Raw genomic sequence first — 22716 nt, forward strand, 5'->3', positions numbered from 1 at the left:
AAAATGCCATGACACCAGCACAACAGCAGCTCGTCACCGCCGTTTTGGAGCGCTTCGGCCCCAAGGCAGTTACCACGGACCCCCAGGAGATCTCCCCTTGGGAGTCGGATTGGCGCGGTCGCTATCACGGCAGCGCGCCGGCCCTGCTCTCGCCGGGTTCGGCGCAGGAAGTGGCCGAGATGATCCGTCTCGCCGGCGAACTGGGCGTGAAGATCGTGCCGCAGGGCGGCAATACCGGCATGGTCGGCGGGGCGACTCCGCCCGCCGATGGATCGGCGCTGCTGCTCTCCACCCGGCGGATGAACCGCATCCGCTCGATCGACCCGGTAAGCAATCTCGCGGTGGTCGAGGCAGGGGTGATCCTCACCAATTTCCATAACGCCGTGGTCGAACAGGGCCGCCGCTTCCCGCTGACGCTGGGCGCCAAGGGCAGCGCCACGATCGGCGGGCTGGTCTCCACAAATGCCGGCGGCACCCAGGTGCTGCGCTTCGGCAACATGCGCCACCTCGTCGCAGGCGTGGAGGCGGTGCTGCCCGACGGTTCGATCCATGACGGCCTCGCGCAGCTCAAGAAGGACAATCGCGGCTACGATCTCACCCAGTTGCTGATCGGCGCGGAGGGGACGATCGGCATCGTCACCGCAGCGACCTTGCGCCTCTATCCCGCGATCCTCGATCGCGCCGCTGCCTGGGTCGGTGTCGAGAGCCCACAGCGTGCGCTCCAGATCCTGCGCATGATGGAAACCCGCACCGACACGATCGAGAGCTTCGAGATCATCCCCGGCGAGATCCTCGGCCATGTCATCCACCACATCCCCGGCACCCGCTCGCCGCTGGCCGGCCAGCATGCCTGGCATGTCCTCATCGAATCGGTGGCGACCGAAGCGGGCGCGGAGCCGCCGGCCGAGCTGCTCGAGCGGCTGCTGGCGCCGGTGTTCGAGGCCGGCCTGGCGGAGGATGCCGTGATCTCGACCAGCGAATCGCAGGTCGAGGCCTTCTGGCACATCCGCGATTCGATCTCCGAGGCCGAACGCGCACTCGGACCGGCGATGCAGCACGACATCTCGGTGCCGGTCGACAAGATGCCGGACTTCATGATCGACGCCGCGGCAGAGGCAGAGCGCCGCTTCCCCGGCACGCGCGCCACTGCCTTCGGGCATCTCGGCGACGGCAATGTCCATTTCCACGTCCGCGCGCCCCAGGGAGCGGACCGCGACGCCTGGTATGCGGGCGACGGCCCGGCGATCTCCAGCCTGGTCTATGATCTGGTGGTGGCGGAGGGCGGATCGATCTCCGCCGAGCATGGAATCGGCCAGATGAAGCGTGCCGAACTGGAGCGGCTGAGCCCGCCGTCGCGCATCGCGGCGCTGAAAGCGATCAAAATGGCACTGGATCCGCGCGGAATCCTAAATCCCGGCAAGCTTGTAAGCCTTGCGCCCGACGCTGGCACACCATAGACCCGCCCACCGGGATTCCAGACATTATATTTTTTAGTTCCCAGGAGATTTAGGATGGCTTCCGCGCCGCAGCAGTCGCTGCCTCTGTTCTACAATGACATTCTTCCGCTCTCGAGCCAGCAGCACTCGGATTTCAAGATCCGGCCGGCCGACAAGGCACCGTTTCTCGCCAAGCAGCACGCGGTGCCGGTCACCGTGGAGGAATTCCCGCTGGTGCAGCGCCACCTGCCGATCGTCTTCTCGCAGGGCGAAGAGCCGGTTCCGCTGGCGCTGATGGGCCTGAACGAAGGCATCAACACCTTCTTCGACGAAGACGGCTCGCTCAACGAGACCAACTTCTACGTTCCGGCCTATATCCGCCGCTACCCGTACCTGCTGGCCCGCCTGCGCCCGGAAAGCGACGAGCTGTCGCTCTGCTTCGATCCGAGCTCGGACACGATCGGCGCATTCGAGGACGGCCAGCCGCTGTTCGAGAATGGCGAGCCGAGCCAGACCACCAAGGACATCCTGCAGTTCAATGAGCAGTTCGAACAGGCCGGTGCCCGCACCGCCCAGTTCATGAAGGACCTCAAGGAGCTCGACCTGCTGATCGACGGCGAAGTCACGATCCAGCCGGAAGGCTCGGCGCAGCCCTTCGTCTATCGCGGCTTCATGATGATCGACGAAGCCAAGCTCAACGAGATGCGCGGCGATCAGCTGCGCAAGATCGTGCAGAACGGCATGCTGCCGCTCATCTACGCCCACCTCTTCTCGCTGGGCCTGATGCGCGACATTTTCGGCCGCCAGGTGCGCCAGGGCAAGATGCCCGAGCCGCAGCTCGTCCAGCCGAACGCGTAAAATGATCGAGCGCGGCGAGCGCTACAGCCGGGCGGCGATCGCCTTCCACTGGGTGATCGCCGCGCTCGTTCTCTTCAATATCCTGGTCGGCCTGTTCCACGACGCCATACCGCGGGCGTGGGGCGTGATGCCGATCCACAAATCGGTGGGCATGGCCGTGCTGCTGCTCACCCTTGGCCGCATCGGCTGGCGGCTGACGCACGAGCCGCCCTTGCTGCCCGCTGCGATGCCGGCCTGGGAGAAGACCGCGGCGAACGCGGTGCACTTCCTTCTCTATGCGCTGCTGCTGATCCTGCCGCTCACCGGCTGGCTGCTCTCGTCCAATCCCGACAAGCCGCGTCCGATCGACTGGTTCGGGCTGTTCCGGATCCCCGTCCTGCCCGCCACGCCCGATATCGCGCACAGCGCGCACCAGGCGCATGAGCTGCTCGGCTATCTGATGGCCGCCTTGGTGGCGATCCACGTCGCCGCGGCGCTGCGCCACCATTTGATCCTGCGCGACCGCGTGCTCGCGCGCATGGCTCCGGGACTCCGCCGAAACGGTTGATCTTTCTGGAAGAACGCCTGCTCGCAGCCTCTTGAACTAATCGGCCTCCCAATTATATTTGGTCTTGTACGGCTTCATGTCCCCCCTTTCGTGAGGCTGTACGGCACGCCCTCGGGCGTGTCTCCTCCCTGAACCTTGGCCACCTCGTGCGTAAGCACGGGGTGGTTTTTTATGGGCTACGCGAGCGAGGAGGCGACATGACCCTTGCACTTTTGGACCCGCCAAGATGGATTGACGCGGATGGCCAGCGTGGGGAGGGCTTTTCGTCGTGGGTTTCGCCAGTGCATGCGGGGCCCTGCGCGATGGGTTATGTCGACCTGCATCGCCGCCAACGTTGGGCTGTATTTTCCGGCTATCAGCAGACTGAAGGCGCAGCGTTCGCAGCGTGCAGATGGGATATTGGCGGATATGACAGCGTCAGTATCCATCCGCTGATCGATGTCGCTCTCGATACCAAGAGTTACGAAACGGCGGTCGATTGGCTGTTCGGGGATTTGGCAGCGCCCGCCGAAGAAGAGCGGCCCCGCGGGGTTGCGTATTTGGCGCGGGTTGCGATGCGTGACATGGCCCGCAAGATCGCCGAAAATCCCGACGAATTGCTCGGTATGGAATGGCTGGATCTCGAGCGCGCATTGTTCGAGGCTTTGCGGGGGCTAGGATACGCGGTCGAACGCACCCGTTCCACAAAAGACGGTGGTTACGATCTTGCGGTCGTTATCGAGGGTCAGCGTTTCCTTATTGAACTCAAGCACTGGAGCGCGCCGTCGCGCGTAGGGCCGGATGCGGTCGAGCGCTTCGCTGACGTTGTATTGCGGGAACAGGCAGTGGCGGGTCTCTTCCTCGCCAGTTCGGGTTATTGGGGAACCGTCGCGGCGCGTATTCACGTATCGCGAGCGCCCGTCCGACTTGGCGATAGTAGGAAAATACTCTCCTTCTGCCGCAACTTTGTGCTGAGCGAACGCGGGATCTGGGAACGCGACGAAGGCCCGTTGGAGGGATTCTTCAAGGACACCGTCTGACTTTCAACTTGCCACGTGCAATCTGCGCTATTCCGCCGCGATCGCCCCCGGCATCGCCTCGTCGGCCACCGCATCGATCATCTCGCGAAGCAGTCCCACCATCGCCGGCAGCCCTGGCCCGGGCTGGTCGAGCGCCGAATCGAGATAGAGCGAGCGGTCGAACTCCAGCTGGATCGCATGGACGCTGCGGCGGGGCTCGCCGTGGCGCTCCAATATGTGCCCCCCCGAATAGGGCGTGTTGGCTGCTGTCCGCACCCCGTGCGCGCGCGCCACGCCTTCGATCCGCCCGAGGAAGCGCGCCGCGGCCGACTTGCCGAACCGGTCGCCCGGCACCAGCCGTGCCGCGGTCGCCGGATTGCCCAGCGGCGGCATCGAATGCACGTCGAGCAGCACCGCCACGCCGAATCGCGCTCGCGCCGCTGCCAGCGCCGCCGCGATCGCCGCGTGCCAGGGGCGGTGATCGCTGAGGATGCGCTGCTGGACTTCGTCGGCGCTCAGCCGGTGCCGCCAGATGTCGCCGGCGGTGCCCACGCGGCGCGGCACCAGCCCGAGCCCGGAACGGATCTTGGCGGAAAGCGGCGCGCCGTGCATCCAGGCGCCGTCGTCGAGCCGCGGGTCACGCTCATGCTCGGCGCGGTTGAGGTCGATCCAGGCGCGCGGCCTTGTCGCCACGAACAGCGTCTCGTCGCGCCGGGCGGCGAGGGCGATCGCATCGGCATGCCGATCCTCGAGCCCCTTGAGCGCCTCCAGCGGCACGCGCAGCGCGGCGACCAGCGCAGCGGGATAGTCACGCCCGGCATGCGGCACGGAAAGCACGACCGGGCTGAGCGGCTCGGCGGGGCCATGGCGGACGAAGGAAGCTTCGGTCACGACACCTGACTATGCCCCACTTCTGCACGCCGCAATGCCGCGGGCCACGGAAAAGGGCGGAAAATCTTAAGGGCTTCATGTATAGGATGAGCGCTGTTGATATCGAGTGGGGAAACATGATCCGGATTCTGCTGGCCGAGGATGACCGCGTGATGCGGGAATATCTCACCCGGGCATTGGAGCGTTCCGGCTATGCCGTCAGTGCTGTCGATCGCGGCACCGCGGCGATCCCGCTGCTCGAGACCGAGCAGTTCGACTTGCTGCTCACCGATATCGTGATGCCCGAGATGGACGGCATCGAACTGGCCCAGAAGGCGAGCGAGATCGCGCCGGACATGCGGGTGATGTTCATCACCGGCTTCGCGGCGGTCACGCTCAAGGCGGGCAAGCAGGTGCCCCAGGCACGCGTGCTGTCCAAGCCGTTCCACCTGCGCGACCTGGTGCTGGAAGTGGATCGGCTGTTCGAGGCGGAGAACGCCGGATTTAATTGAGATTGGGCCCTTGCGCGGCTCGGAGAGCCCCGCTAAAGGCCCGCTTCCCGTTTCGGCCGACAGGCCAACGGGCGCGTAGCTCAGTGGTAGAGCACTGTGTTGACATCGCAGGGGTCGCAAGTTCAATCCTTGCCGCGCCCACCATATAGAAAAGCCGCCAGATCGCTGATCTGGCGGCTTTTTTCTTGGTCAGGCCGGCCCTTCGGTCAGCTCCACCACTTCGAACTTGTACCCGGCCCAGCCACGCTGCTTGGCGGCATCGGCGAGCGCGGCCTTCTTGCCGGTGGCTTCCTTGAGCGACTTTGCGTGCCCCCAGAACACTTCGGTGCGGCCATCGCCCAGATCGGCGACGATGCGCCAATAATGGGTGAAGGGGGCGTTGGTCGGCCCGATCGTCTTCACATAGCCGTCCGGCAGCGTGGCGGTGAGGATGCGCTTCTTCCTGGCCATGGCGGCGCGATAGCCCACGCGCGGCGCGCGGGCCACTGGCATCGCATCGCGCATTGGCGCATGAGGCACGCCATGCAGAACGGTACCAGCAAGGACGATTGGGCGGGCGGCCGCGGCGCCCAGTGGCGGGATCAGCTCGACGGGATGGAGGCGATGCTGGCCCCGGTCGATGCGCCGCTGATCGAAGCGCTTGCGCTCGATGGCCCGCTGCGCATCGCGGACTTGGGCTGCGGCGGCGGCGCCACCACCCGCGCCCTTGCCGCTGCGGCGCCTGCCGGCAGCGCGATCACCGGGTTCGACATCTCGCCCGACCTGGTCGCGGCCGCCACTGCCCGCGCCGGCGATGTCGGGCGCTTCATCGAGGCCGATGCCTCCAGCTGGCGGCCCGAGCTCCCGTTCGACCGGCTCGCCTCGCGCTTCGGGGTGATGTTCTTCGACGATCCCGCCGCTGCGTTCGCCAATCTACGCCACTGGCTCGTGCCGGGCGGGCGCCTGGCCTTCGCCGTCTGGGGACCCGCTGCCGAAGTGGGCTTCATGGCGCAGATCCGCGCGAGCATCGCGACGGTGATGGACTTGCCCGCCGCCGATCCCGATGCGCCCAGCCCGGTCCGCTATGGCGATCCGGCCAAGCTGATCGCGCTGCTCGATGCCGCCGGCTTCCAGGATGCGGCCAGCCGCAGCTGGCATTGCGAGCTGCCTGTGCCCGGAGCGACGCCGCGGGACGCCGCCGACTTCCTGCTCGCTTCCTCGTCCATGGCGACGGGGCCGCTCCAGAATGCCTCGCCCGAAGCGCGCGAGATCGCCCGTGCCCGCTTCGTCGAAGCCTGTGCCAGCCATGTGCAGCACGGCGTGGTGCGGATGCCGGTTCGCGTCGAGATCGTCACCGCGGCCGCTTAGGGCGGCGCCTTCAGGCGCGGCGCAATTCGCCTAGGAACGCGTGGACCTGGTCCGACAGTGCATCGGCGCCGCTGTGCAGCCGCACCGCGACCCGCTGCATCGCCTGCGCCTGGTTGGAAGCATCGAGCGAGGTTCCGCCGATCTGCTCCACGTCGCGCTGGATGCCATGGCTCGCCTGCACCGCCTCGTCGACGTTCCAGGCGATCGTCCGAGTCGCTTCCTCCTGCGCCGCCACTGCGCGCTCCACGGCATCGGCCAGCGTCGCCATCGAGCCGATCGCCTGCTCGACCCGGCCGTGTCCGGCGGCGACTTCGTCGATCCCGCTGCAAATCTCGCGGACATGCGCGGTGATCTTGTCCGCGGCGATGCCGGTCTGGGTCGAGAGCTGCTTCACTTCGTTCGCCACCACGGTGAAGCCGCGCCCGGCCTCGCCGGCGCGCGCCGCCTCGATCGTCGCGTTCAATGCGAGCAGGTTCACCTGCCGCGCGATGTCCGCGATCAGGCCGATCACCGAATCGATCGATTGCGCCGAATGGAGCAGCTCGCGCGCACGCTGGCTACCGGTCTCGACCAGCGTGCGGACGGCGCCGGCGGCCTGGCGCGCATCGCTGGTATTGTGCCCGATCCCGGCCAACGCCCCGGCCAGCTCGCGGCCGCGCGCGGCGATCTCGGCCATGTTGTCGCTGGTCTGGGCAGCGGCGGTGGCGACGGCCACGGCGCGGTCGCCCACGCCGCTTGCCCGGTCCGCCGTGGCAGTCGCGCCATGCTCCAGCTCGGTCGACAGGCGCCCCAGGTCTTGCGACAGCGCATCCACTTGCGCCTCGAACCGCTTGCTCGCCGATTCGATGCGGGCGGCCCGCTCGACCTGGGCGCGGCCCGAGGCGATCTCGCGCTCCGCGGAGAGGTGGACCAGCCGGCGGTTGTTCACCGTCGCCTGCACCCGGCCACCCCGCGTCAGGATCATGCCCTCCGACCCGCCGGCCTTGCGATAGACTTCGATCAGCCGCGCGATATCCTCGTGAATCTCGGCGACCGGGCAGTCCCGCACATAGCGCGACACCGCCGCGCCATAGCTGGGGTTGCGCATCAGCGCATGGCCGAAGGGATTGAGCAGCAGCCGCCGCACGTCCTTTTCGAAGATCGCGCCGAGCGGCCGCTGCCGTTCATCGACGATCGCCACCAGCCGCAGCTCGGGATCGCCGCCGAACAGCTCGGCCGCGCGCCACATCGTATCGGTGAGCGTCAGCAGCGGCGGATCGAGCTCGCGCTCGGTGAGCCAGGTGGCGCTTGGGGCGGGGGAGGGATCGGCGAGAAGCATCGCCCGCCGGATAGGGGGCGTTGGTAAATGCGCGCTTAGCCGAGCGTTACAGTACCGAGACAAACCGCATTTTTTCGCGGGTTGCAGACGATTCTTCGCGCAAAATGGCGCACGCGGTGTATCCGGCGACATATGCGGGGCGGAATCGCATTCCTGGTCATTTGCGGCGCGGCGCTCACCGGCTGCGCGCCCGCGCCGCGCGGCGGCGGCGGCATCGTCTCGACCAACCCCTGCGCCGATGCGATGCTGGTCGAACTGGTGCCGCACCGGCGCATCGCCGCGATCAGCCATTATTCGCAGGACCCCGGCGCCACTTCGATCCCGCTCGACCTCGCCAACCGCTTTCGCGGCACCCGCGGCACGGCGGAGGAAGTGGTGGCGATGCAGCCCGATCTCGTCATCGCCAGCAGCTTCACCTCGCCCGCCACCCGCCAGGCCTATGCCCGCGCCGGGCTCAAGACACTCTATCTCGATTCGCCCGTGACGATCGATGCGAGCAAGGCGCAGGTCACCGAGCTTGCCGCCGCGCTCGGCGCGCCCGACAAGGGCCGGGCGATGAATGCAAGGATAGACCGCGCAGTCGCCGCCGCGGCAACGAATGCGCCGCCGGTGCCGGCCCTGGTCTGGATCGGCGGCAACATGGTTTCGGGGGAGGGCAATCTGCTCGACGAGATGCTGCGCCGCGCCGGCTTTTCCAACCAGGCCGCGCATTACGGGCTCCAGTTCACCGGCACCTTGCCTGCCGAGCGGATCGTCGCCGATCCTCCGCGCGTGATGCTGGTGCCCGACACGACGGGCCGCGACGCCGCCAGCCGCGCCGCCGAGCTGCGCCGCCGCGCGCTCGCCCATGCGAAGGGGCAGGTGACGCAGGCAGTGTTTCCGCGCAACCTGCTCAATTGCGGCGGGCCGGTGATCGCCCGCGCGATGAACAGGCTCATCCAGGTGCGCCGCGAGGTAGGGCGATGAAGCGCATTCCCCTCCTCGCCGGGCTCGCGATCCTCGTCGCATTGCTGTTCGTCGCCTCGCTGGCAGCGGGCAAGGTGTTCGTGCCCTTCTCCGCCTGGTTCACCGACGACCCACGCTGGTGGATCGTCGCCGAGTTGCGGCTGCCGCGCGCGATCCTGGGCCTTTTCATCGGCGCAGGCCTGGGGCTCACCGGCGCGGTGCTGCAAGGCTATCTCCGCAACCCGCTCGCCGACCCGTCGGTGCTCGGCGTCTCGTCGAGCGCGGCCTTGGGCGCGGTCGCCGCGATCGTGCTGTTCGCCGCCAGCGCGCCCCTGGTCATCTTCGGCAGCGCGATGTTCGCCGCGGCGGGGTCGATGCTGCTGCTCGCCGCGCTCGCCTGGCGCGCGCAAAGCGCGGTCACCTTCGTGCTGGCCGGCACGGTGCTCGCCAGTCTGGGCGGGGCGCTCACGGCCTTCCTGATCTCGATCGCGCCCAATCCCTATGCCACTGCCGAGATCATCGACTGGATCATGGGCTCGCTCACCGATCGCAGCTTTGCCGAGGTGCAGCTGGCGGTGCCCTTCATCCTGGCCGGCAGTGTGCTCCTCCTCTTTACCGGCCGCGCGCTCGATGCGCTGACCCTGGGCGAGGAAGCCGCGCGCTCGCTCGGCCTCCGGCTGGAGCGCACCCAGGCGCTGGTCGTGCTCGGCGCCGGGCTCACGGTCGGCGCCAGCGTCGCGGTGACCGGCGTGGTAGGCTTTGTCGGGCTGATCGTCCCGCACCTCCTGCGCCCGGTGGTCGGCGCCAGGCCCTCCGCGCTGCTGCTCCCCAGCGCGCTCGGCGGCGCAGCCCTGGTGCTGGCGGCGGACAGCCTGGTGCGACTCGCCCCCGGCGCCGCGGAGATCCGCCTCGGCGTCGCCATGGCGCTGATCGGCACGCCCTTCTTCTTCGGCCTGCTCCTCAAGCTTCGGCGGTCGGCATGGATCTGAGTATCGACACTCTCGCCGTCAGCCTGGGTAACCGCCAGGTGCTCCACGGCATCGACGCCGTGTTCCGCCCGGGCAAGGTCACGGCGATCCTCGGCCCCAACGGCTCGGGCAAGTCGACCCTGGTCCGTGCGCTCGCCGGGCTGGTCGATGCCGATGCCGGCCATGTCCGTCTGGGCGGCAAGGCGATCGGCCGCTTCGAGCCGCGCGAGCGCGCCCGCGCCATCGGCTACCTGCCCCAGGAAGCCGCGGTCCAATGGAACGTCACGGTCGAGAGCCTCGTCGCGCTCGGCCGCATGCCGCACCGCGCGCCCTTTGCCGGCATGTCGGCAAAGGACGAAGCCGCAATCGCCGAGGCGATGACCGCCACCGATACCCATGCATTCGCCGGGCGCCTGGTCGGTGAGCTGTCCGGCGGCGAGCGCGCCCGCGTCCTGCTTGCCCGTGTCCTTGCCGGACGCCCGCAATGGCTGCTGGCGGACGAGCCGCTCGCCGCGCTCGATCCCGCCCACCAGCTCGGCCTGCTCGAGCGGCTGCGTGATCTGGCGGGGCAGGGGATGGGCGTGGTGATCGTCCTCCATGATCTCGTCCAGGCCGCCCGCGCGGCCGACGACGTGCTGCTGCTGCGCGAAGGCAAGGTTGTCGCGTTCGGACCGGCCAACGAAGCGCTCGCCCACCAGCCGCTGCGCGATGCGTTCGGCGTCGAAGTGATGGTGATCGGCGACGATCGGGGCCGGCTGATCCCCGTGCCGATCGGGCGCTCCCAGCCCTCGGCCGCTCCGTCGCCGGAGGCGTGACAGCGACCGTTTCTTGTGCCAGTGCGTAATTAAATTACACAGCGAGTCGGGCCGCAAGAGCCTGCGGCAGGAGAGCAGCATGCGTATCATCGACCATGTCATTGTTGGTCATTCGGGCGGCGCAGGCGCGCGCGAAGGCGAGGTTTTCGATCCCAATACCGGCCAGATCCAGGCCCGGGTCCAGCTCGGCACCCAGGCCGATCTCGACAAGGCAATCGCTGCCGCCCAGGCCGCGCAGCCCGGCTGGGCCGCGACCAACCCGCAGCGCCGCGCCCGCGTGATGTTCGCCTTCAAGGCGCTGATCGAGAAGAACATGGACGAGCTGGCCCACCTGCTCAGCTCCGAGCATGGCAAGGTCATCGCCGATGCCAAGGGCGACATCCAGCGCGGTCTCGAAGTGATCGAGTTCGCCTGCGGCATCCCGCATGTGCTGAAGGGTGAATATACCCAGGGCGCCGGCCCCGGCATCGACGTCTATTCGATGCGCCAGCCGCTCGGCATCGGCGCGGGCATCACCCCGTTCAACTTCCCGGCGATGATCCCGATGTGGATGTTCGGCGTCGCCATCGCCTGCGGCAACGCCTTCATCCTCAAGCCCAGCGAGCGCGATCCCAGCGTCCCCGTCCGCCTCGCCGAGCTGATGCTCGAGGCCGGCGCGCCCGAAGGCATTCTCCAGGTCGTCCACGGCGACAAGGAAATGGTCGACGCGATCCTCGATCACCCGGCGATCTCGGCGGTCAGCTTCGTCGGCTCCTCCGACATCGCCCATTATGTCTATCGCCGCGGCGTCGAGGCCGGAAAGCGCGTCCAGGCGATGGGCGGCGCCAAGAACCACGGCATCGTCATGCCCGATGCCGATCTCGACCAGGTCGTGGCGGACCTCTCCGGCGCCGCCTTCGGCTCGGCGGGCGAGCGCTGCATGGCGCTGCCGGTGGTCGTCCCCGTCGGCGACAAGACCGCCGATGCCCTGCGCGCAAAGCTTATCCCCGCGATCGAGGCGCTCCGGGTGGGCGTCAGCACCGACAAGGACGCGCATTACGGCCCAGTGGTGAACGCCGCGCACAAGCAGCGGGTCGAGAACTGGATCCAGACCGGCGTCGATGAAGGCGCCGAGCTGGTCGTCGACGGCCGCGGCTTCCAGCTCCAGGGCCATGAGCAGGGCTTCTTCATCGGGCCGTCGCTGTTCGACCGCGTCACCCCGGACATGCAGGCGTACAAGGAAGAGATCTTCGGCCCGGTCCTCCAGATCGTCCGCGCGCCCGATTTCGAGACCGCGCTCAAGCTGCCGAGCGACCATCAGTACGGCAACGGCGTCGCCATCTTCACCCGCAACGGCCACGCCGCCCGCGAGTTCGCCGCGCGCGTCAATGTCGGCATGGTCGGCATCAACGTGCCGATCCCGGTGCCGGTCGCCTATCACACCTTTGGCGGCTGGAAGCGCTCGGCGTTCGGCGACACCAACCAGCACGGCATGGAAGGCGTGAAGTTCTGGACCAAGGTCAAGACGATCACGCAGCGCTGGCCCGATGGCGGCGGCACCGGCGACAGCGCCTTCGTCATCCCGACGATGGGGTGACATCTGCTCCCCTCCCTGGAAGGGAGGGGCTGGGGGTGGGGGCCTCCGCGAGCCGTGCCGCCCGTGGACAGCAACCCACCCTAACCCCTCCCTTCCAGGGAGGCGAACGGGTATTGGGGGAGCCTATGGTCCGTCTATTTCTCTTCGTCGCTGCGTTGATGCTGGTGGTGCGTGCCGATCCGGTGGCGAACGCCGGCGCCACGCCCCAGACCGCAACCAAGCGCATCGCGTTCAGCTTCGACGATGTGCCGCGTGGGGCCGGCGCCTTTCTCAGCGAGGATGAGCGCACCCGCAAGCTGATCGCGGTGCTGCGCTCGCGCGGGGTCAGCCAAGTGGCGCTGTTCCTCAATCCCGGCCGCATCGACAATGGCGCCGCCGGCAAGGCTGCCATGGCGCGGATCGCCGCCTATGTCTCGGCGGGCAACGTGTTGGCCAACCATACCTGGCTGCATCCGCATCTGTCCAAGGTCAGCACCGAGGAATTCCTCGACCAGGTCGACAAGGCCCAGGCCTGGCTGGACAAGCAGCCGGGCAGCCGCCGCTGGCTGCGCTTCCCCTTCCTCGACGAGGGTGGGCCGGACAAGGTCAAGGTCGCCGCCGTCCGCGCCGGCCTTGCCGCGCGCCATATCCGCAACGGCTATGTCACTGCCGAAGCCTCGGACTGGAATATCGAGGGGCTGACGATCGCGGCGAAGAAGGACGGCAGGCCGATCGACATGGCCGCCCTGCGCGACCTTTATGTCGAGAGCCACGTCCAGGCTGCCGAGTTCGCCGACCAGTTGGCGATCAAGACGATCGGCCGCTCGCCCGCGCATGTGATGCTGCTCCATGAGACCGATATCGCTGCCTTGTTCATCGGCGACCTGATCGACGCGCTGCGCCGCCAGGGCTGGGAGATCGTCACCCCCGACCAGGCCTATGCCGATCCGATCGGCACCGCGATGCCCATGGTCCCCTGGACCAACGGCACGCTCACCGAGCAGATGGCCTGGGAGAAAAAGGTCCCGCCGCCGCGCTATTACGACCGCAACGACCTCAAGATCGCCAACCCGCTCTTCGCCGAGCGGGTGCTGCACGAGAAAGCCCAATGACCCAGTTCGACCTCACCGATGAGCAACTCCAGATCCAGGAGGTGGCGCGCCAGTTCACTGCCGATGCGATAACTCCGCACGCTGGCGAGTGGGACGAGAGGCACATCTTCCCGCGCGACACGATCAAGGCCGCGGCCGAGCTGGGCTTTGCGTCGATCTACGTCTCCGAGGAGAGTGGCGGCATCGGCCTCGGCCGGCTCGAGGCTGCACTGATCATGGAGGCGATGGCCTATGGCTGCCCCTCGACCAGCGCCTTCATCTCGATCCACAACATGGCGAGCTGGATGATCGACAGTTTCGGCAGCCAGGCGGTGAAGGACAAGTATCTCCCGTCGCTGATCACGATGGAGCGGATCGCCAGCTACTGCCTCACCGAGCCGAGCTCGGGTTCGGACGCTGCCGCGCTCAAGACGCGCGCGGTGCTGGACGGCGACCATTATGTCGTCAACGGCTCGAAGCAGTTCATCTCGGGTGCCGGCGAGAACGAAGTCTATGTCACGATGGTCCGCACCGGCGAGGAAGGTCCCAAGGGCATTTCCTGCCTGGTGATCGAAAAGGACATGCCCGGCGTCAGCTTTGGCGCCAATGAGCGCAAATTGGGCTGGCATTCGCAGCCTACCCGCCAGGTAACCTTCGATAACGTCCGCGTGCCGGTCGAGAACCGTATCGGGGGGGAAGGCGAAGGCTTCCGTTTCGCGATGATGGGCCTCGACGGCGGGCGCCTCAACATCGGTGCCTGCTCGCTCGGCGGGGCGCAGCGCTGCCTCGACGAGGCGATCGCCTATACCAGGGACCGCCAGCAGTTCGGCAAGCCGATCGCCGACTTCCAGAACACCCAGTTCGTGCTGGCCGACATGGCGACCGAATTGGAGGCCGCGCGCGCGCTCCTCTACCTCGCCGCCGCCAAGGTCACCGCGGGCGCGCCCGACAAGACCAAGTTCGCCGCCATGGCAAAGCGCTTCGCCACCGACACCGGCAGCTCGGTGGTCGACCGCGCACTCCAGCTATTCGGCGGCTATGGCTATCTGATGGACTATCCGATCGAGCGCTTCTGGCGCGACCTGCGCGTCCACTCGATCCTCGAGGGCACCAACCAGGTGATGCGGATGATCATCGGCCGGGAGCTGACGCGGCAGTGAGCATTCCCGCGTCCATCCTTCCTGTCATCCCCGCGCAGGCGGGGATCCAGGATTTCTCTGCCGTATCGTCCTTGGCTCTGGATCCTCGCCTGCGCGGGGATGGCGAAAGATGGTTGGCCAGGGCTGTCCTACAAGCCTCCAACCTGCCATAACCGATAAGAACATAGTAGGAACAAATTTTTCTTTTTCTTTCCCTCACAAGCGCGAGTTTCGAGAAGTTTGGCCATGACGAGTGAAGTTCTGACCCAGATCGAAGGCAAGGCCGGCCGCATCCGCCTGAATCGCCCAAAGGCGATCCACGCGCTGAACACCGGCATATGCGCCGCAATGCTCGACGCGCTGGCGGCGTGGCGGAATGACGCGCATGTCGAGATCGTGCTGATCGATCACGCGGAGGGGCGCGGCTTCTGCGCCGGCGGCGACATCCGCATGATCGCCGAAAGCGGCGCCGGCGACGGCAGCCAGGCGCGCGACTTCTTCCGCACCGAATACCGGCTCAACCACGCGCTGTTCACCTGTGAAAAGCCGATCGTGGCGTTCATGGACGGCATCACCATGGGCGGCGGTGTCGGCATCTCGCAGCCGGCCAAGTATCGGATCGCGACCGAGAACACCAAGTTCGCCATGCCCGAGACCGGCATCGGCCTGTTCCCCGATGTCGGTGGCGGCTGGTACCTCTCGCGCCTGCCGGGGAAGATCGGCGAGTATCTCGCGCTGACGGGCCACCGCCTCGACGGCGCCGAATGCCTCGCGCTCGGCCTCGCGACCCATTACCTGCCCGCCGAGGCGCTGGAAGGCGCCAAGGCGCGGATCGCTGCCGATCCGGCGTCCGTCGAGGCAGTGCTCGCCCAGCTGTCGGTCCCCGCGCCCGAGGCTAAGATTCTCGCCTTCCAGAGCATCATCGACCGGCATTTCGCGTTCGACACGGTCGAGGCGATCCTGGCCTCGCTGTGGGACGAGCCCAACGAATGGGCGATGGCGACGCATGCCACCCTTCGCACCAAATCGCCTTTGTCGATGAAGGTCTCGCTCCGCCTCGTGCGCGAGGGCCGGACCAGGGCCAGCTTCGCCGAGGAGATGCGCCAGGAGTTCGCCATCGGCGGCCGCGTCGCGCAGGGCCATGACTTCATCGAGGGCGTGCGCGCGCTGATCGTAGACAAGGACAATGCGCCGCAATGGAACCCCGCTACGCCCGAGGGCGTCAGCGATGATAGCATCGACGCGATCTTCGCGCCCCTGCCGGCCGATCAACAATGGGAGCCATGATGCCCTTCGCCACGCCCGCCGACTTCTACCACGCCGTCAAGCGCGCCTGGAGCGCGGAGACGATCCCGGGCACCTTCGATCCTGGGAATCCGTGCCTGAACCAGTGCGCGGTGACCGCGCTCGCCACGCAGCATGTCTTCGGCGGCGACATCTTCAAGACCGCCACCAAGGGCGGCACCCATTTCTACAATCGGATCGACGGCCGCTATTGGGACCTGGCGACTGACCAGTTCGACGAACCCATTCCCTATGACAACAGCCCGAGCTCGGTCGAGGAAGCGCATCAGCACGCGTCGCCCGAACAGCTCGCCGCCCTGCTCGCCAATGTCGAGCGCCTGCACCAGGAGGCCTGAATGACCTACGAAACCATCCTCGTCGAACAGCGCGGCGCCGCCACGCTGGTCACGCTCAACCGCCCCCAGGCGCTCAACGCGCTCAACAGCCAGATCCTGTCCGAGCTGCTCGACGCGATGAAGGCGTTCGATGCCGATCCGTCGCAGGGCTGCGCCGTGATCACCGGCAGCGAGAAGGCGTTTGCGGCCGGGGCCGACATCAAGGAGATGCAGGCCCAGGGCTTTGCCGACATGTACGGCCATGACTTCTTCGCCGGCTGGGACGTGTTCACCCGCACCCGCAAGCCGGTGATCGCCGCGGTCTCCGGCTATGCGCTGGGCGGAGGCTGCGAGCTGGCGATGATGTGCGACTTCATCCTGGCGGGCGACAACGCCAAGTTCGGCCAGCCCGAGATCAAGCTCGCGGTATCGCCAGGCATGGGCGGCTCGCAGCGCCTCACCCGCGCGGTCGGCAAGGCCAAGGCGATGGAGATGTGCCTGACCGGCCGGATGATGGACGCCGCCGAGGCCGAGCGCGCCGGGCTGGTCAGCCGCATCCTGCCGGCCGCCGAGCTGGTCGAGGAAGCGGTCAAGACCGCCGAGCTAATCGCCGGCATGGCGCCGCTCGCGGTGCTGGCCAACAAGGAGATGGTCAACACCGCCTTCGAGACCAGCCTGACCCAGGGCGTCGCCTTCGAGCGCCGGCTGTTCCACGCGCTGTTCGGCACGGCCGACCAGAAGGAAGGCATGACGGCGTTCGTCGAGAAGCGTCCGGGGGAATGGACGGGAAAATAACTTCTTCTGCTCCCCTTCCGCTTGCGGGAGGGGGCGGGGGAGGGGCTATCGAATATGGGGGGCGGGTCACACAGGCCCTCCCCTAACCCCTCCCGCAAGCGGAAGGGGAACAAGGAGAGAAGCAGTGGCACGCGTAGCATTTATCGGCCTGGGCAATATGGGCGGCGGCATGGCCGCGAACCTTGCCAAGGCGGGGCATGACGTCCGCGCCTTCGACCTGAGCCAGGACGCGCTCGACAAGGCCAAGGCCGCCGGCTGCCTGCCCGCCGCCAGCGCCGCCGAGGCGGTGGCCGGCGCAGAAGCGGTGGTGACGATGCTGCCCGCCGGCAAGCATGTCGAGGCAGTCTATGCCGATGTGCTGCTCGACAATGCCGCCCCCGGCGCGATCCTGATCGATTGCTCGACGATCGACGTCGACACGGCTCGCCGCGTCGCGCAGGCGGCCACCGAGCGCGGGCTGATGGCGGTCGACGCGCCGGTCTCGGGCGGGATCGCCGCGGCCAATGCCGGCTCGCTCACCTTCATGGTCGGCGGCACCGAGCAGGCGTTCGGCCGCGCCGAGCCGTTCCTCGCCGAGATGGGCAAGGCCGTGATCCATGCCGGTGCCAGCGGCGCGGGGCAGGGGGCCAAGATCTGCAACAACATGATCCTCGGAGCGACGATGATCGCCACCTGCGAGGCGTTTGCGCTGGCCGAGAAGCTCGGCCTCGACGCCCAGCGCTTCTACGATATCGCCTCGGTCAGTTCGGGCCAGAGCTGGTCGATGACGAGCTATTGCCCGGTCCCCGGCGTCGGCCCCGAAAGCCCCGCCGACCGCGACTATCAGGGCGGCTTTGCGGCGCCGCTGATGCTAAAGGACCTCAAGCTCGCGCTGGAGGCGGCGGCGAGCGTGGCCGCTAACGTGCCGATGGGGACGCGGGCGGAGGAACTCTACCAGGCGTTCGTCGACGGCGAAGGCGCCGGGCTCGACTTCTCGGGCATCATCAAGACGCTCAGGGGGCCTTCGCCGCAGCAATAACCGTCACCCCGGCGAAAGCCGGGGCCCAGGGTTACAAAGGACTGCGCTGCTTGGCTCTGGGTCCCGGCTTTCGCCGGGATGATGAATAGGGAATGACGGGAATTTAACGCCTCATGGTGCACAAAATGGCCATGCGCATGCCGATCCTCGCCGCCCTCGTCCTCGCCGTGCCGGTGGCTGCCCAGCCGCAACAACAGCGCGCCCCCTTCGTCATCGCCGAGACCGGCCAGGGCTTCGCGCATCTCGATGACGCAGTGAATGCCGTCGGAGACGGCACCGCGACGATCCTGATCGCGCCGGGCACCTATCATGAGTGCACCGTGCAGACCGGCGGCAAGATCAGTTTCAAGGCGATCCAGCCCGGCACCGCGATCTTCGAGAAGACCGTGTGCGAGGAAAAGGCTGCCTTTGTGCTGCGCGGCCGCGGATCGGTGGTGGACGGTGTGGTCTTTCGCGGCTTCGCGGTCGATGACGGCAACGGCGCCGGCATCCGCATCGAGATGGGCGACCTGACCGTCACCAATTCGATGTTCCTCGACAGCCAAGAAGGCATTCTCGGCGGCGGCCACGAGACGGTGCGCCGGATCACCATCGATCACACGACCTTCGCCGGTCTTGGCCAGTGCGAGACCGAGAATTGCAGCCATTCGATCTACCTCGCGGTGGACGGCGACGTGATCGTCACCAATTCGCGTTTCGAGCGCGGCACCGGCGGTCATTACGTCAAGCTGCGCGCAAGGCGTGTGACGATCACGAACAACAGCTTCGACGACTCGAAGGGCAACAAGACCAACTACATGATCGACCTGTCGGAGGGCGGCACCGGCCTGATCGCCGGCAACATTTTCGTGCAGGGCGCGCGCAAGGAGAACAGCTCGGGCCTGATCGTGGTCGCGGCGGAGGGCCGCACCTATCCGAGCACCGGCCTGCGCATCGAAGGCAATTCGGCCACGCTCGCCCCGGGTGCGCCGCCGAGCCCGGCCTTCGTCGCCGATTTTACCGGCCAGGTCGGCCCGCTGGGGCAGAACGACCTGGGCCCCGGCATCCGCATCTTCGAACGGCGGCGGTAACATCGTAAGCCCCTCGCCCGAAGGGGAGGGGCTCAAGTCACTTCACTTGCACGTGTCTCCGGCACCCGCATCGAGATCCAGGCACCGGCCGTCGATCTCGACCGGCACCGGCACATGGATCAGCGCAGCGAGCGTCGGGGCGATATCCACCGTCTCCACCGACAGCGGCTGCTCGAACCCGGTCATGCCCTTGCGCCAGAACAGCATCGGCACGCGGCGGTCATAGTCCCAGAAGCTGCCATGCGTGGCGACGCTTCCCGGCCCACCGGCGAGGATCGGCGTGACGCGCGGCTTCAGCGCCACGACCAGGTCGCCCGAGCGCTGCGGGTCGTACGAGGCGCGGGCGCGCTCGAGCAGCGACCAGGTCTCGGGCGGCGTGTGAACGATCGGGGTCGCTGCGATCTGCGCGCGGGTGAACACTGCCTGCACCTGCGGATTGGCGGCATAGAGCTTGAGCGCTTCGGCCTGCACTTGGACGCGCTGCGCCTTGGTGAGCTTGGGGTCGAAATAGACATCGCCGAACGAGCTGCCGACCAGCACCGGGCCGGTGAGCTTGAACTTGGCGGCGATCAGCTTGCCCATCTCGGTCGCGGTCACGCTCTTGTCGATGCGCTGCGCGGTGGGGGCGGCGTGATCGACGTTGCGCTCGGGCAAGTCATGGCCGCCATGATCTGCCGTGAGCACCACGGCATAATCGACACCGGTCTTGTCGAGCACGGCGAACAGCTTGCCCAGCGTCTGGTCGAGCGAGAGCAGCTGCAGGCACATTTCGCTGCCTTCTGTGCCCTTGCCATGACCGACATAGTCGGTGGCCGAGGCGCCGACGATCAGCAGGTCGGTATGTCCCGACTGGCCGAGCTTCATGTCGGTGGCAAGCCCGGCGGCGGTCGCCAGGATCGCTTCGTCGAACTCGGGCGAGGCGCGGAAGGCGCTGGCGTCGCCGGCGGCGCGGGCGAAGCGGCCATCCCCCACCGTGCGACCATTCGCCAGCGGAATGGCGCGGCTGCGCGCCTGGCAAAAGGGTGTCAGCGGCAGCGCTTCCTGCGCCTCGGCGATGCGGGTGGTGACATTGGCGTTCATCCGCGTGACCATCGCCGGCTCGGCGCGGCCGGCATAGGAGACGAACGCCTTGCCGTTCCACCACCAGATCTCGTCGGTCTTGTGGCCCCCCATCATCACCGCCGAACGGTCCTTGCCCGAGACCGCGACGACCCGGCTCTGCGGATCGGCGAGCTTCATCCATTCGCCTAGCGTCGGCACCTTAAGGTGCTTGTCGGTGACGGTGTAGTTGGTCGAGCTGCTGCCGGGGACGGTCTCGTCGTCGGCGCAATAGACCGTCTTGTCGGCGCGCGGCGCGCTGAAGTCGGTCCAGTCATTGGCGATGATGCCGGTCCTGGACGGATGGTCGCCGGTCAGGATCGTCGAGTGGCCGGGGCAGGTCTCGGTGGCGGCGTGGCTCTGATAGCCCGAGGGGAAGACTGCGCCGGTCAGCAGCCGCGCGAAGCCGGCGGTGAACTGGCCGCGATATTCCGCGAAGAGATCGGCCGAGAACTGATCGACCGAGACCACCACCACCAGCGAAGGCGCGGCACGGGGTGCCTCGGAGGGGACCGTCTGCGCCGGGGGGGCTTCCTGGGCGGCGAGCGGGGCTGTCGCGAGCAGCGCGGCGGCGGCTGCGAATGGGCGGAACGACTTCATGCTTGGGCCACCTCCGGCGTATGCAAATCCTGCCGGGCTGCTATTGGGCCAACAGCTCTTCCACGGCAAGGATGCTCCATGGCGGCGGTTCGTTTCGGATTGATGGCGTTGTTGCTGTGCTTTTTTGCCGGCGTGGCTTCGGCCCAGATGCCGGGGCGGCAGCATGTCGATATCACCCTGATCGCCGAGAGCGAGCGGCCGGCGCCGGGTAGCGAGGTCACGCTGGCGCTGGCCTCGGTGCCCGAAAAGGGCTGGCACGCCTATTGGCTCAATCCGGGCGACGCCGGGCTGCCGGCGCGCGCCGACTGGACCCTGCCCAAGGGTGCGAGCGTCGGCGAGTTCCGCTATCCGGTGCCGCAGCGGCTGCTGATCGCCGGGCTGATGAACTATGTCTATGAAGGCCCCTTCGCCCCGCTGGTCACGCTGAAAGTGCCGGCGGACGCCAGGGGGGCATTCCCGGTCAAGCTGAAGCTCGATTACCTGGTCTGCACCGACGCGATCTGCGTGCCGGGCAAGGCTGACCTTTCGACGATCCTGCAGGTGGGCGACGGCACGGTGACCGCCGATCGCCGCGCGCAATTCGACGGATGGCGGGCGGCATTGCCCAAGCCGCTGGGCGCGGAGGGCACCTATCAGGTCGACGGCAAGGCGCTGCGCCTCTCCATTCCGTTCCCCGCGGCTGCGAAGGCAGACGGCGAAGGCTATTTCTTCCCGGCCACCCATGATGTGTTCGACTATGCCGCGCCCCAGAAGGTGACGCGCGACGGCGACAGGGTGCTGGTCGAGACCGGCGGCGTACGCGCTAGGGGGCCGATCGAGGGACTGCTGGCGTTCGGCAAGCAGGGCTTCTGGGTGAAGGCCGTGCAAGGCACTGTAGCGGGGGCCAAGGCGGCGGCCCCCACAGCCGTGTCCTGGACCAACGCGGTTCTCGCATTTCTGGGCGCGGTGCTGGGCGGCCTGATCCTCAACATCATGCCCTGTGTCTTCCCGATCCTCAGCCTAAAGGCGCTGAGCCTGGCCAAGGCCAATGCCGAGGGCGGCAATCCGCGGGCCGAGGCGCTGGCTTATACCGCGGGGGTGATAACGGTCTGCCTGGCGCTGGGCGGCTCGCTGCTGGCGCTGCGGGCGGGCGGGGCGACTTTGGGCTGGGCGTTCCAGCTGCAGGATCCGCGGGTGATCCTGGTGTTGCTCCTCCTCGTCACCGGCATTTCGTTCAACCTGGCCGGGCTGTTCGAGCTGTCCGCGCCGGGCTTCGTCAACCGTGCGGCATCCAAGGGCACGGGCGGCGCCTTCGCGACTGGCGCGCTCGCGGCGTTCGTTGCGACGCCCTGCACCGGCCCGTTCATGGGCGCAGCATTGGGCGCGGCGCTGGTCCTGCCCTGGCCAGCGGCGCTGGCGGTATTCGGCGGGCTGGGACTGGGCATCGCGCTCCCGTTTCTGCTGCTCGGCTTCGTGCCCGCATTCCGCCGGCTGCTGCCCAAACCGGGCGCCTGGATGGAGACGCTGCGCCGCATCCTGTCGGTGCCGATGTTCCTTACCGCGCTGGCGCTGGCCTGGGTGCTCGGGCAGCAGGCGGGCGTTTCGGGTATGACGATCGGGCTGGGCGCCACGCTGCTCGCGACGTTCGGCCTGTGGTGGACGGGACTGCGCCAGCGACGCGGCAAGAGTCTCGCCTGGGTGCCGGCGGCGCTGCTATTGCTATTCGCTATCACATCGATCGCGATCGTTCGTGCCGCCCCCGCGGAGGCCAGGCCGGTCTCCGGTGCCGAGCCGTTCAGCGAAGCACGCCTCGCCGAACTGACCGCGCAGAACAAACCCGTCTTTGCCTATTTCACTGCCGACTGGTGCCTCACCTGCAAGGTCAACGAGAAGGCGGTGATCGAGACCGAGGCGGTGCAGCAGGCGCTGGCCGATCACAAGGTGGCGGTGCTGGTTGGCGACTGGACCAATGGCGATCCCGCGCTCGGCCGCTTCATCGAGCTGCACAATCGCGCGGGCGTACCGCTCTATCTCTGGTACAAGCCGGGCGTGGCCGAGCCGCGCGTCCTGCCGCAGATCCTGACCCAGGCCATGCTGCGGGACCTCGCCGCCGCGAACTGACGTCATAGTTGCTGCCC

22 protein-coding genes and 1 tRNA gene are annotated in these 22716 nt (G+C 67.5%); 19 read left to right on the forward strand and 4 right to left on the reverse strand.

The genetic code is table 11. From position 1 onward, the window contains the following. Positions 1-8 precede the first annotated feature (8 nt). The 4 genes from AC1RPL_RS11585 to AC1RPL_RS11600 all read left to right on the forward strand — a co-directional run bounded on the left by AC1RPL_RS11585 (position 9) and on the right by AC1RPL_RS11600 (position 3860). Positions 9-1457 (forward strand): FAD-binding oxidoreductase, encoded by a 1449-nt coding sequence (locus AC1RPL_RS11585; RefSeq protein ID WP_493069457.1) that lies wholly within the window; start codon positions 9-11, stop codon positions 1455-1457. A 54-nt stretch (positions 1458-1511) separates the two neighbouring features. Then, positions 1512-2294: a SapC family protein gene (locus AC1RPL_RS11590; protein ID WP_493069458.1), complete on the forward strand. Its 783-nt coding sequence runs from the start codon at positions 1512-1514 to the stop codon at positions 2292-2294. Position 2295: 1 nt separating this feature from the next. Beyond that, positions 2296-2841, forward strand: coding sequence for a cytochrome b (locus AC1RPL_RS11595; RefSeq protein ID WP_493069459.1), 546 nt, complete (start codon positions 2296-2298; stop codon positions 2839-2841). 197 nt (positions 2842-3038) lie between these two features. Then, positions 3039-3860 carry a restriction endonuclease gene (locus AC1RPL_RS11600; RefSeq protein WP_493069460.1) on the forward strand — a complete coding sequence of 274 codons (822 nt, stop codon included), beginning with the start codon at positions 3039-3041 and terminating at the stop codon, positions 3858-3860. Between the two features lie 27 nt (positions 3861-3887). Here AC1RPL_RS11600 and AC1RPL_RS11605 read toward each other — a convergent pair whose 3' ends face one another. Then, entirely contained in the window at positions 3888-4730 is an 843-nt protein-coding gene (locus tag AC1RPL_RS11605; RefSeq protein WP_493069461.1) for an N-formylglutamate amidohydrolase, read from the reverse strand. 116 nt (positions 4731-4846) lie between these two features. On the opposite strand from AC1RPL_RS11605, the gene cpdR reads away from it, so the two are divergent. Then, positions 4847-5221 carry a cell cycle two-component system response regulator CpdR gene (cpdR, locus tag AC1RPL_RS11610; RefSeq protein WP_493069462.1) on the forward strand — a complete coding sequence of 125 codons (375 nt, stop codon included), beginning with the start codon at positions 4847-4849 and terminating at the stop codon, positions 5219-5221. 69 nt (positions 5222-5290) lie between these two features. Next, a tRNA-Val gene (locus AC1RPL_RS11615) sits at positions 5291-5365 on the forward strand. Positions 5366-5410: 45 nt separating this feature from the next. Here AC1RPL_RS11615 and AC1RPL_RS11620 read toward each other — a convergent pair. Beyond that, complete coding sequence (locus tag AC1RPL_RS11620; RefSeq protein ID WP_493069842.1) at positions 5411-5671, reverse strand: hypothetical protein; 261 nt, start codon at positions 5669-5671, stop codon at positions 5411-5413. Positions 5672-5743: 72 nt separating this feature from the next. Between AC1RPL_RS11620 and AC1RPL_RS11625 the strand changes: the two genes are divergently transcribed. After that, positions 5744-6568 carry a class I SAM-dependent methyltransferase gene (locus AC1RPL_RS11625; protein ID WP_493069463.1) on the forward strand — a complete coding sequence of 275 codons (825 nt, stop codon included), beginning with the start codon at positions 5744-5746 and terminating at the stop codon, positions 6566-6568. A gap of 10 nt (positions 6569-6578) precedes the next feature. Here AC1RPL_RS11625 and AC1RPL_RS11630 read toward each other — a convergent pair whose 3' ends face one another. Next, on the reverse strand, positions 6579-7886 hold the full coding sequence (locus tag AC1RPL_RS11630; protein WP_493069464.1) for a methyl-accepting chemotaxis protein: 1308 nt from the start codon (positions 7884-7886) through the stop codon (positions 6579-6581). A 132-nt stretch (positions 7887-8018) separates the two neighbouring features. On the opposite strand from AC1RPL_RS11630, the gene AC1RPL_RS11635 reads away from it, so the two are divergent. From AC1RPL_RS11635 to AC1RPL_RS11685, 11 genes are all read left to right on the forward strand, one after another. Next, on the forward strand, positions 8019-8852 hold the full coding sequence (locus AC1RPL_RS11635; RefSeq protein WP_493069465.1) for an ABC transporter substrate-binding protein: 834 nt from the start codon (positions 8019-8021) through the stop codon (positions 8850-8852). Next, positions 8849-9820: a FecCD family ABC transporter permease gene (locus tag AC1RPL_RS11640; protein ID WP_493069466.1), complete on the forward strand. Its 972-nt coding sequence runs from the start codon at positions 8849-8851 to the stop codon at positions 9818-9820. Before AC1RPL_RS11635 ends, AC1RPL_RS11640 begins: the two co-directional genes overlap by 4 nt. Further along, on the forward strand, positions 9811-10614 hold the full coding sequence (locus AC1RPL_RS11645) for an ABC transporter ATP-binding protein (RefSeq protein ID WP_493069467.1): 804 nt from the start codon (positions 9811-9813) through the stop codon (positions 10612-10614). Before AC1RPL_RS11640 ends, AC1RPL_RS11645 begins: the two co-directional genes overlap by 10 nt. Positions 10615-10693: 79 nt before the next feature. Beyond that, complete coding sequence (locus AC1RPL_RS11650; protein WP_493069468.1) at positions 10694-12190, forward strand: CoA-acylating methylmalonate-semialdehyde dehydrogenase; 1497 nt, start codon at positions 10694-10696, stop codon at positions 12188-12190. Between the two features lie 125 nt (positions 12191-12315). After that, positions 12316-13281, forward strand: a complete 966-nt coding sequence (locus AC1RPL_RS11655) for a polysaccharide deacetylase family protein (protein ID WP_493069469.1) — start codon at positions 12316-12318, stop codon at positions 13279-13281. Beyond that, positions 13278-14420 (forward strand): acyl-CoA dehydrogenase family protein, encoded by a 1143-nt coding sequence (locus tag AC1RPL_RS11660; protein ID WP_493069470.1) that lies wholly within the window; start codon positions 13278-13280, stop codon positions 14418-14420. Before AC1RPL_RS11655 ends, AC1RPL_RS11660 begins: the two co-directional genes overlap by 4 nt. 225 nt (positions 14421-14645) lie before the next feature. Beyond that, positions 14646-15686: an enoyl-CoA hydratase/isomerase family protein gene (locus AC1RPL_RS11665; RefSeq protein WP_493069471.1), complete on the forward strand. Its 1041-nt coding sequence runs from the start codon at positions 14646-14648 to the stop codon at positions 15684-15686. Further along, complete coding sequence (locus AC1RPL_RS11670) at positions 15686-16039, forward strand: YunG family protein (RefSeq protein ID WP_493069472.1); 354 nt, start codon at positions 15686-15688, stop codon at positions 16037-16039. Before AC1RPL_RS11665 ends, AC1RPL_RS11670 begins: the two co-directional genes overlap by 1 nt. After that, a complete protein-coding gene (locus AC1RPL_RS11675) occupies positions 16040-16813 on the forward strand; it encodes an enoyl-CoA hydratase (RefSeq protein ID WP_493069473.1) in 774 nt (257 codons plus the stop codon). It begins immediately after the preceding gene. Positions 16814-16937: 124 nt separating this feature from the next. Next, positions 16938-17831 carry a 3-hydroxyisobutyrate dehydrogenase gene (mmsB, locus tag AC1RPL_RS11680; RefSeq protein WP_493069474.1) on the forward strand — a complete coding sequence of 298 codons (894 nt, stop codon included), beginning with the start codon at positions 16938-16940 and terminating at the stop codon, positions 17829-17831. 125 nt (positions 17832-17956) lie between these two features. Then, on the forward strand, positions 17957-18901 hold the full coding sequence (locus AC1RPL_RS11685; RefSeq protein WP_493069475.1) for a right-handed parallel beta-helix repeat-containing protein: 945 nt from the start codon (positions 17957-17959) through the stop codon (positions 18899-18901). 42 nt (positions 18902-18943) lie between these two features. Here AC1RPL_RS11685 and AC1RPL_RS11690 read toward each other — a convergent pair whose 3' ends face one another. Then, positions 18944-20599, reverse strand: a complete 1656-nt coding sequence (locus tag AC1RPL_RS11690; RefSeq protein WP_493069476.1) for an alkaline phosphatase family protein — start codon at positions 20597-20599, stop codon at positions 18944-18946. 78 nt (positions 20600-20677) lie between these two features. Between AC1RPL_RS11690 and AC1RPL_RS11695 the strand changes: the two genes are divergently transcribed. Then, positions 20678-22699, forward strand: coding sequence for a protein-disulfide reductase DsbD family protein (locus AC1RPL_RS11695; protein WP_493069477.1), 2022 nt, complete (start codon positions 20678-20680; stop codon positions 22697-22699). Positions 22700-22716 lie beyond the last annotated feature (17 nt).

The organism is Sphingomonas sp. GW821-FHT12D09 (assembly GCF_058807215.1).

Coding starts and splice junctions, on each gene's coding strand:
- AC1RPL_RS11670 (WP_493069472.1), top strand. CDS start 15,686: ATGCCCTTCGCCACGCCCGCCGACTTCTACCACGCCGTCAAGCGCGCC.
- AC1RPL_RS11665 (WP_493069471.1), top strand. CDS start 14,646: ATGACGAGTGAAGTTCTGACCCAGATCGAAGGCAAGGCCGGCCGCATC.
- AC1RPL_RS11650 (WP_493069468.1), top strand. CDS start 10,694: ATGCGTATCATCGACCATGTCATTGTTGGTCATTCGGGCGGCGCAGGC.
- AC1RPL_RS11595 (WP_493069459.1), top strand. CDS start 2,296: ATGATCGAGCGCGGCGAGCGCTACAGCCGGGCGGCGATCGCCTTCCAC.
- AC1RPL_RS11620 (WP_493069842.1), bottom strand. CDS start 5,671: ATGGCCAGGAAGAAGCGCATCCTCACCGCCACGCTGCCGGACGGCTAT.
- AC1RPL_RS11635 (WP_493069465.1), top strand. CDS start 8,019: ATGCGGGGCGGAATCGCATTCCTGGTCATTTGCGGCGCGGCGCTCACC.
- AC1RPL_RS11585 (WP_493069457.1), top strand. CDS start 9: ATGACACCAGCACAACAGCAGCTCGTCACCGCCGTTTTGGAGCGCTTC.
- AC1RPL_RS11655 (WP_493069469.1), top strand. CDS start 12,316: ATGGTCCGTCTATTTCTCTTCGTCGCTGCGTTGATGCTGGTGGTGCGT.
- AC1RPL_RS11640 (WP_493069466.1), top strand. CDS start 8,849: ATGAAGCGCATTCCCCTCCTCGCCGGGCTCGCGATCCTCGTCGCATTG.
- AC1RPL_RS11675 (WP_493069473.1), top strand. CDS start 16,040: ATGACCTACGAAACCATCCTCGTCGAACAGCGCGGCGCCGCCACGCTG.
- AC1RPL_RS11685 (WP_493069475.1), top strand. CDS start 17,957: ATGGCCATGCGCATGCCGATCCTCGCCGCCCTCGTCCTCGCCGTGCCG.
- cpdR (WP_493069462.1), top strand. CDS start 4,847: ATGATCCGGATTCTGCTGGCCGAGGATGACCGCGTGATGCGGGAATAT.
- AC1RPL_RS11590 (WP_493069458.1), top strand. CDS start 1,512: ATGGCTTCCGCGCCGCAGCAGTCGCTGCCTCTGTTCTACAATGACATT.
- AC1RPL_RS11695 (WP_493069477.1), top strand. CDS start 20,678: ATGGCGGCGGTTCGTTTCGGATTGATGGCGTTGTTGCTGTGCTTTTTT.
- AC1RPL_RS11690 (WP_493069476.1), bottom strand. CDS start 20,599: ATGAAGTCGTTCCGCCCATTCGCAGCCGCCGCCGCGCTGCTCGCGACA.
- AC1RPL_RS11630 (WP_493069464.1), bottom strand. CDS start 7,886: ATGCTTCTCGCCGATCCCTCCCCCGCCCCAAGCGCCACCTGGCTCACC.
- AC1RPL_RS11645 (WP_493069467.1), top strand. CDS start 9,811: ATGGATCTGAGTATCGACACTCTCGCCGTCAGCCTGGGTAACCGCCAG.
- AC1RPL_RS11625 (WP_493069463.1), top strand. CDS start 5,744: ATGCAGAACGGTACCAGCAAGGACGATTGGGCGGGCGGCCGCGGCGCC.
- AC1RPL_RS11660 (WP_493069470.1), top strand. CDS start 13,278: ATGACCCAGTTCGACCTCACCGATGAGCAACTCCAGATCCAGGAGGTG.
- AC1RPL_RS11600 (WP_493069460.1), top strand. CDS start 3,039: ATGACCCTTGCACTTTTGGACCCGCCAAGATGGATTGACGCGGATGGC.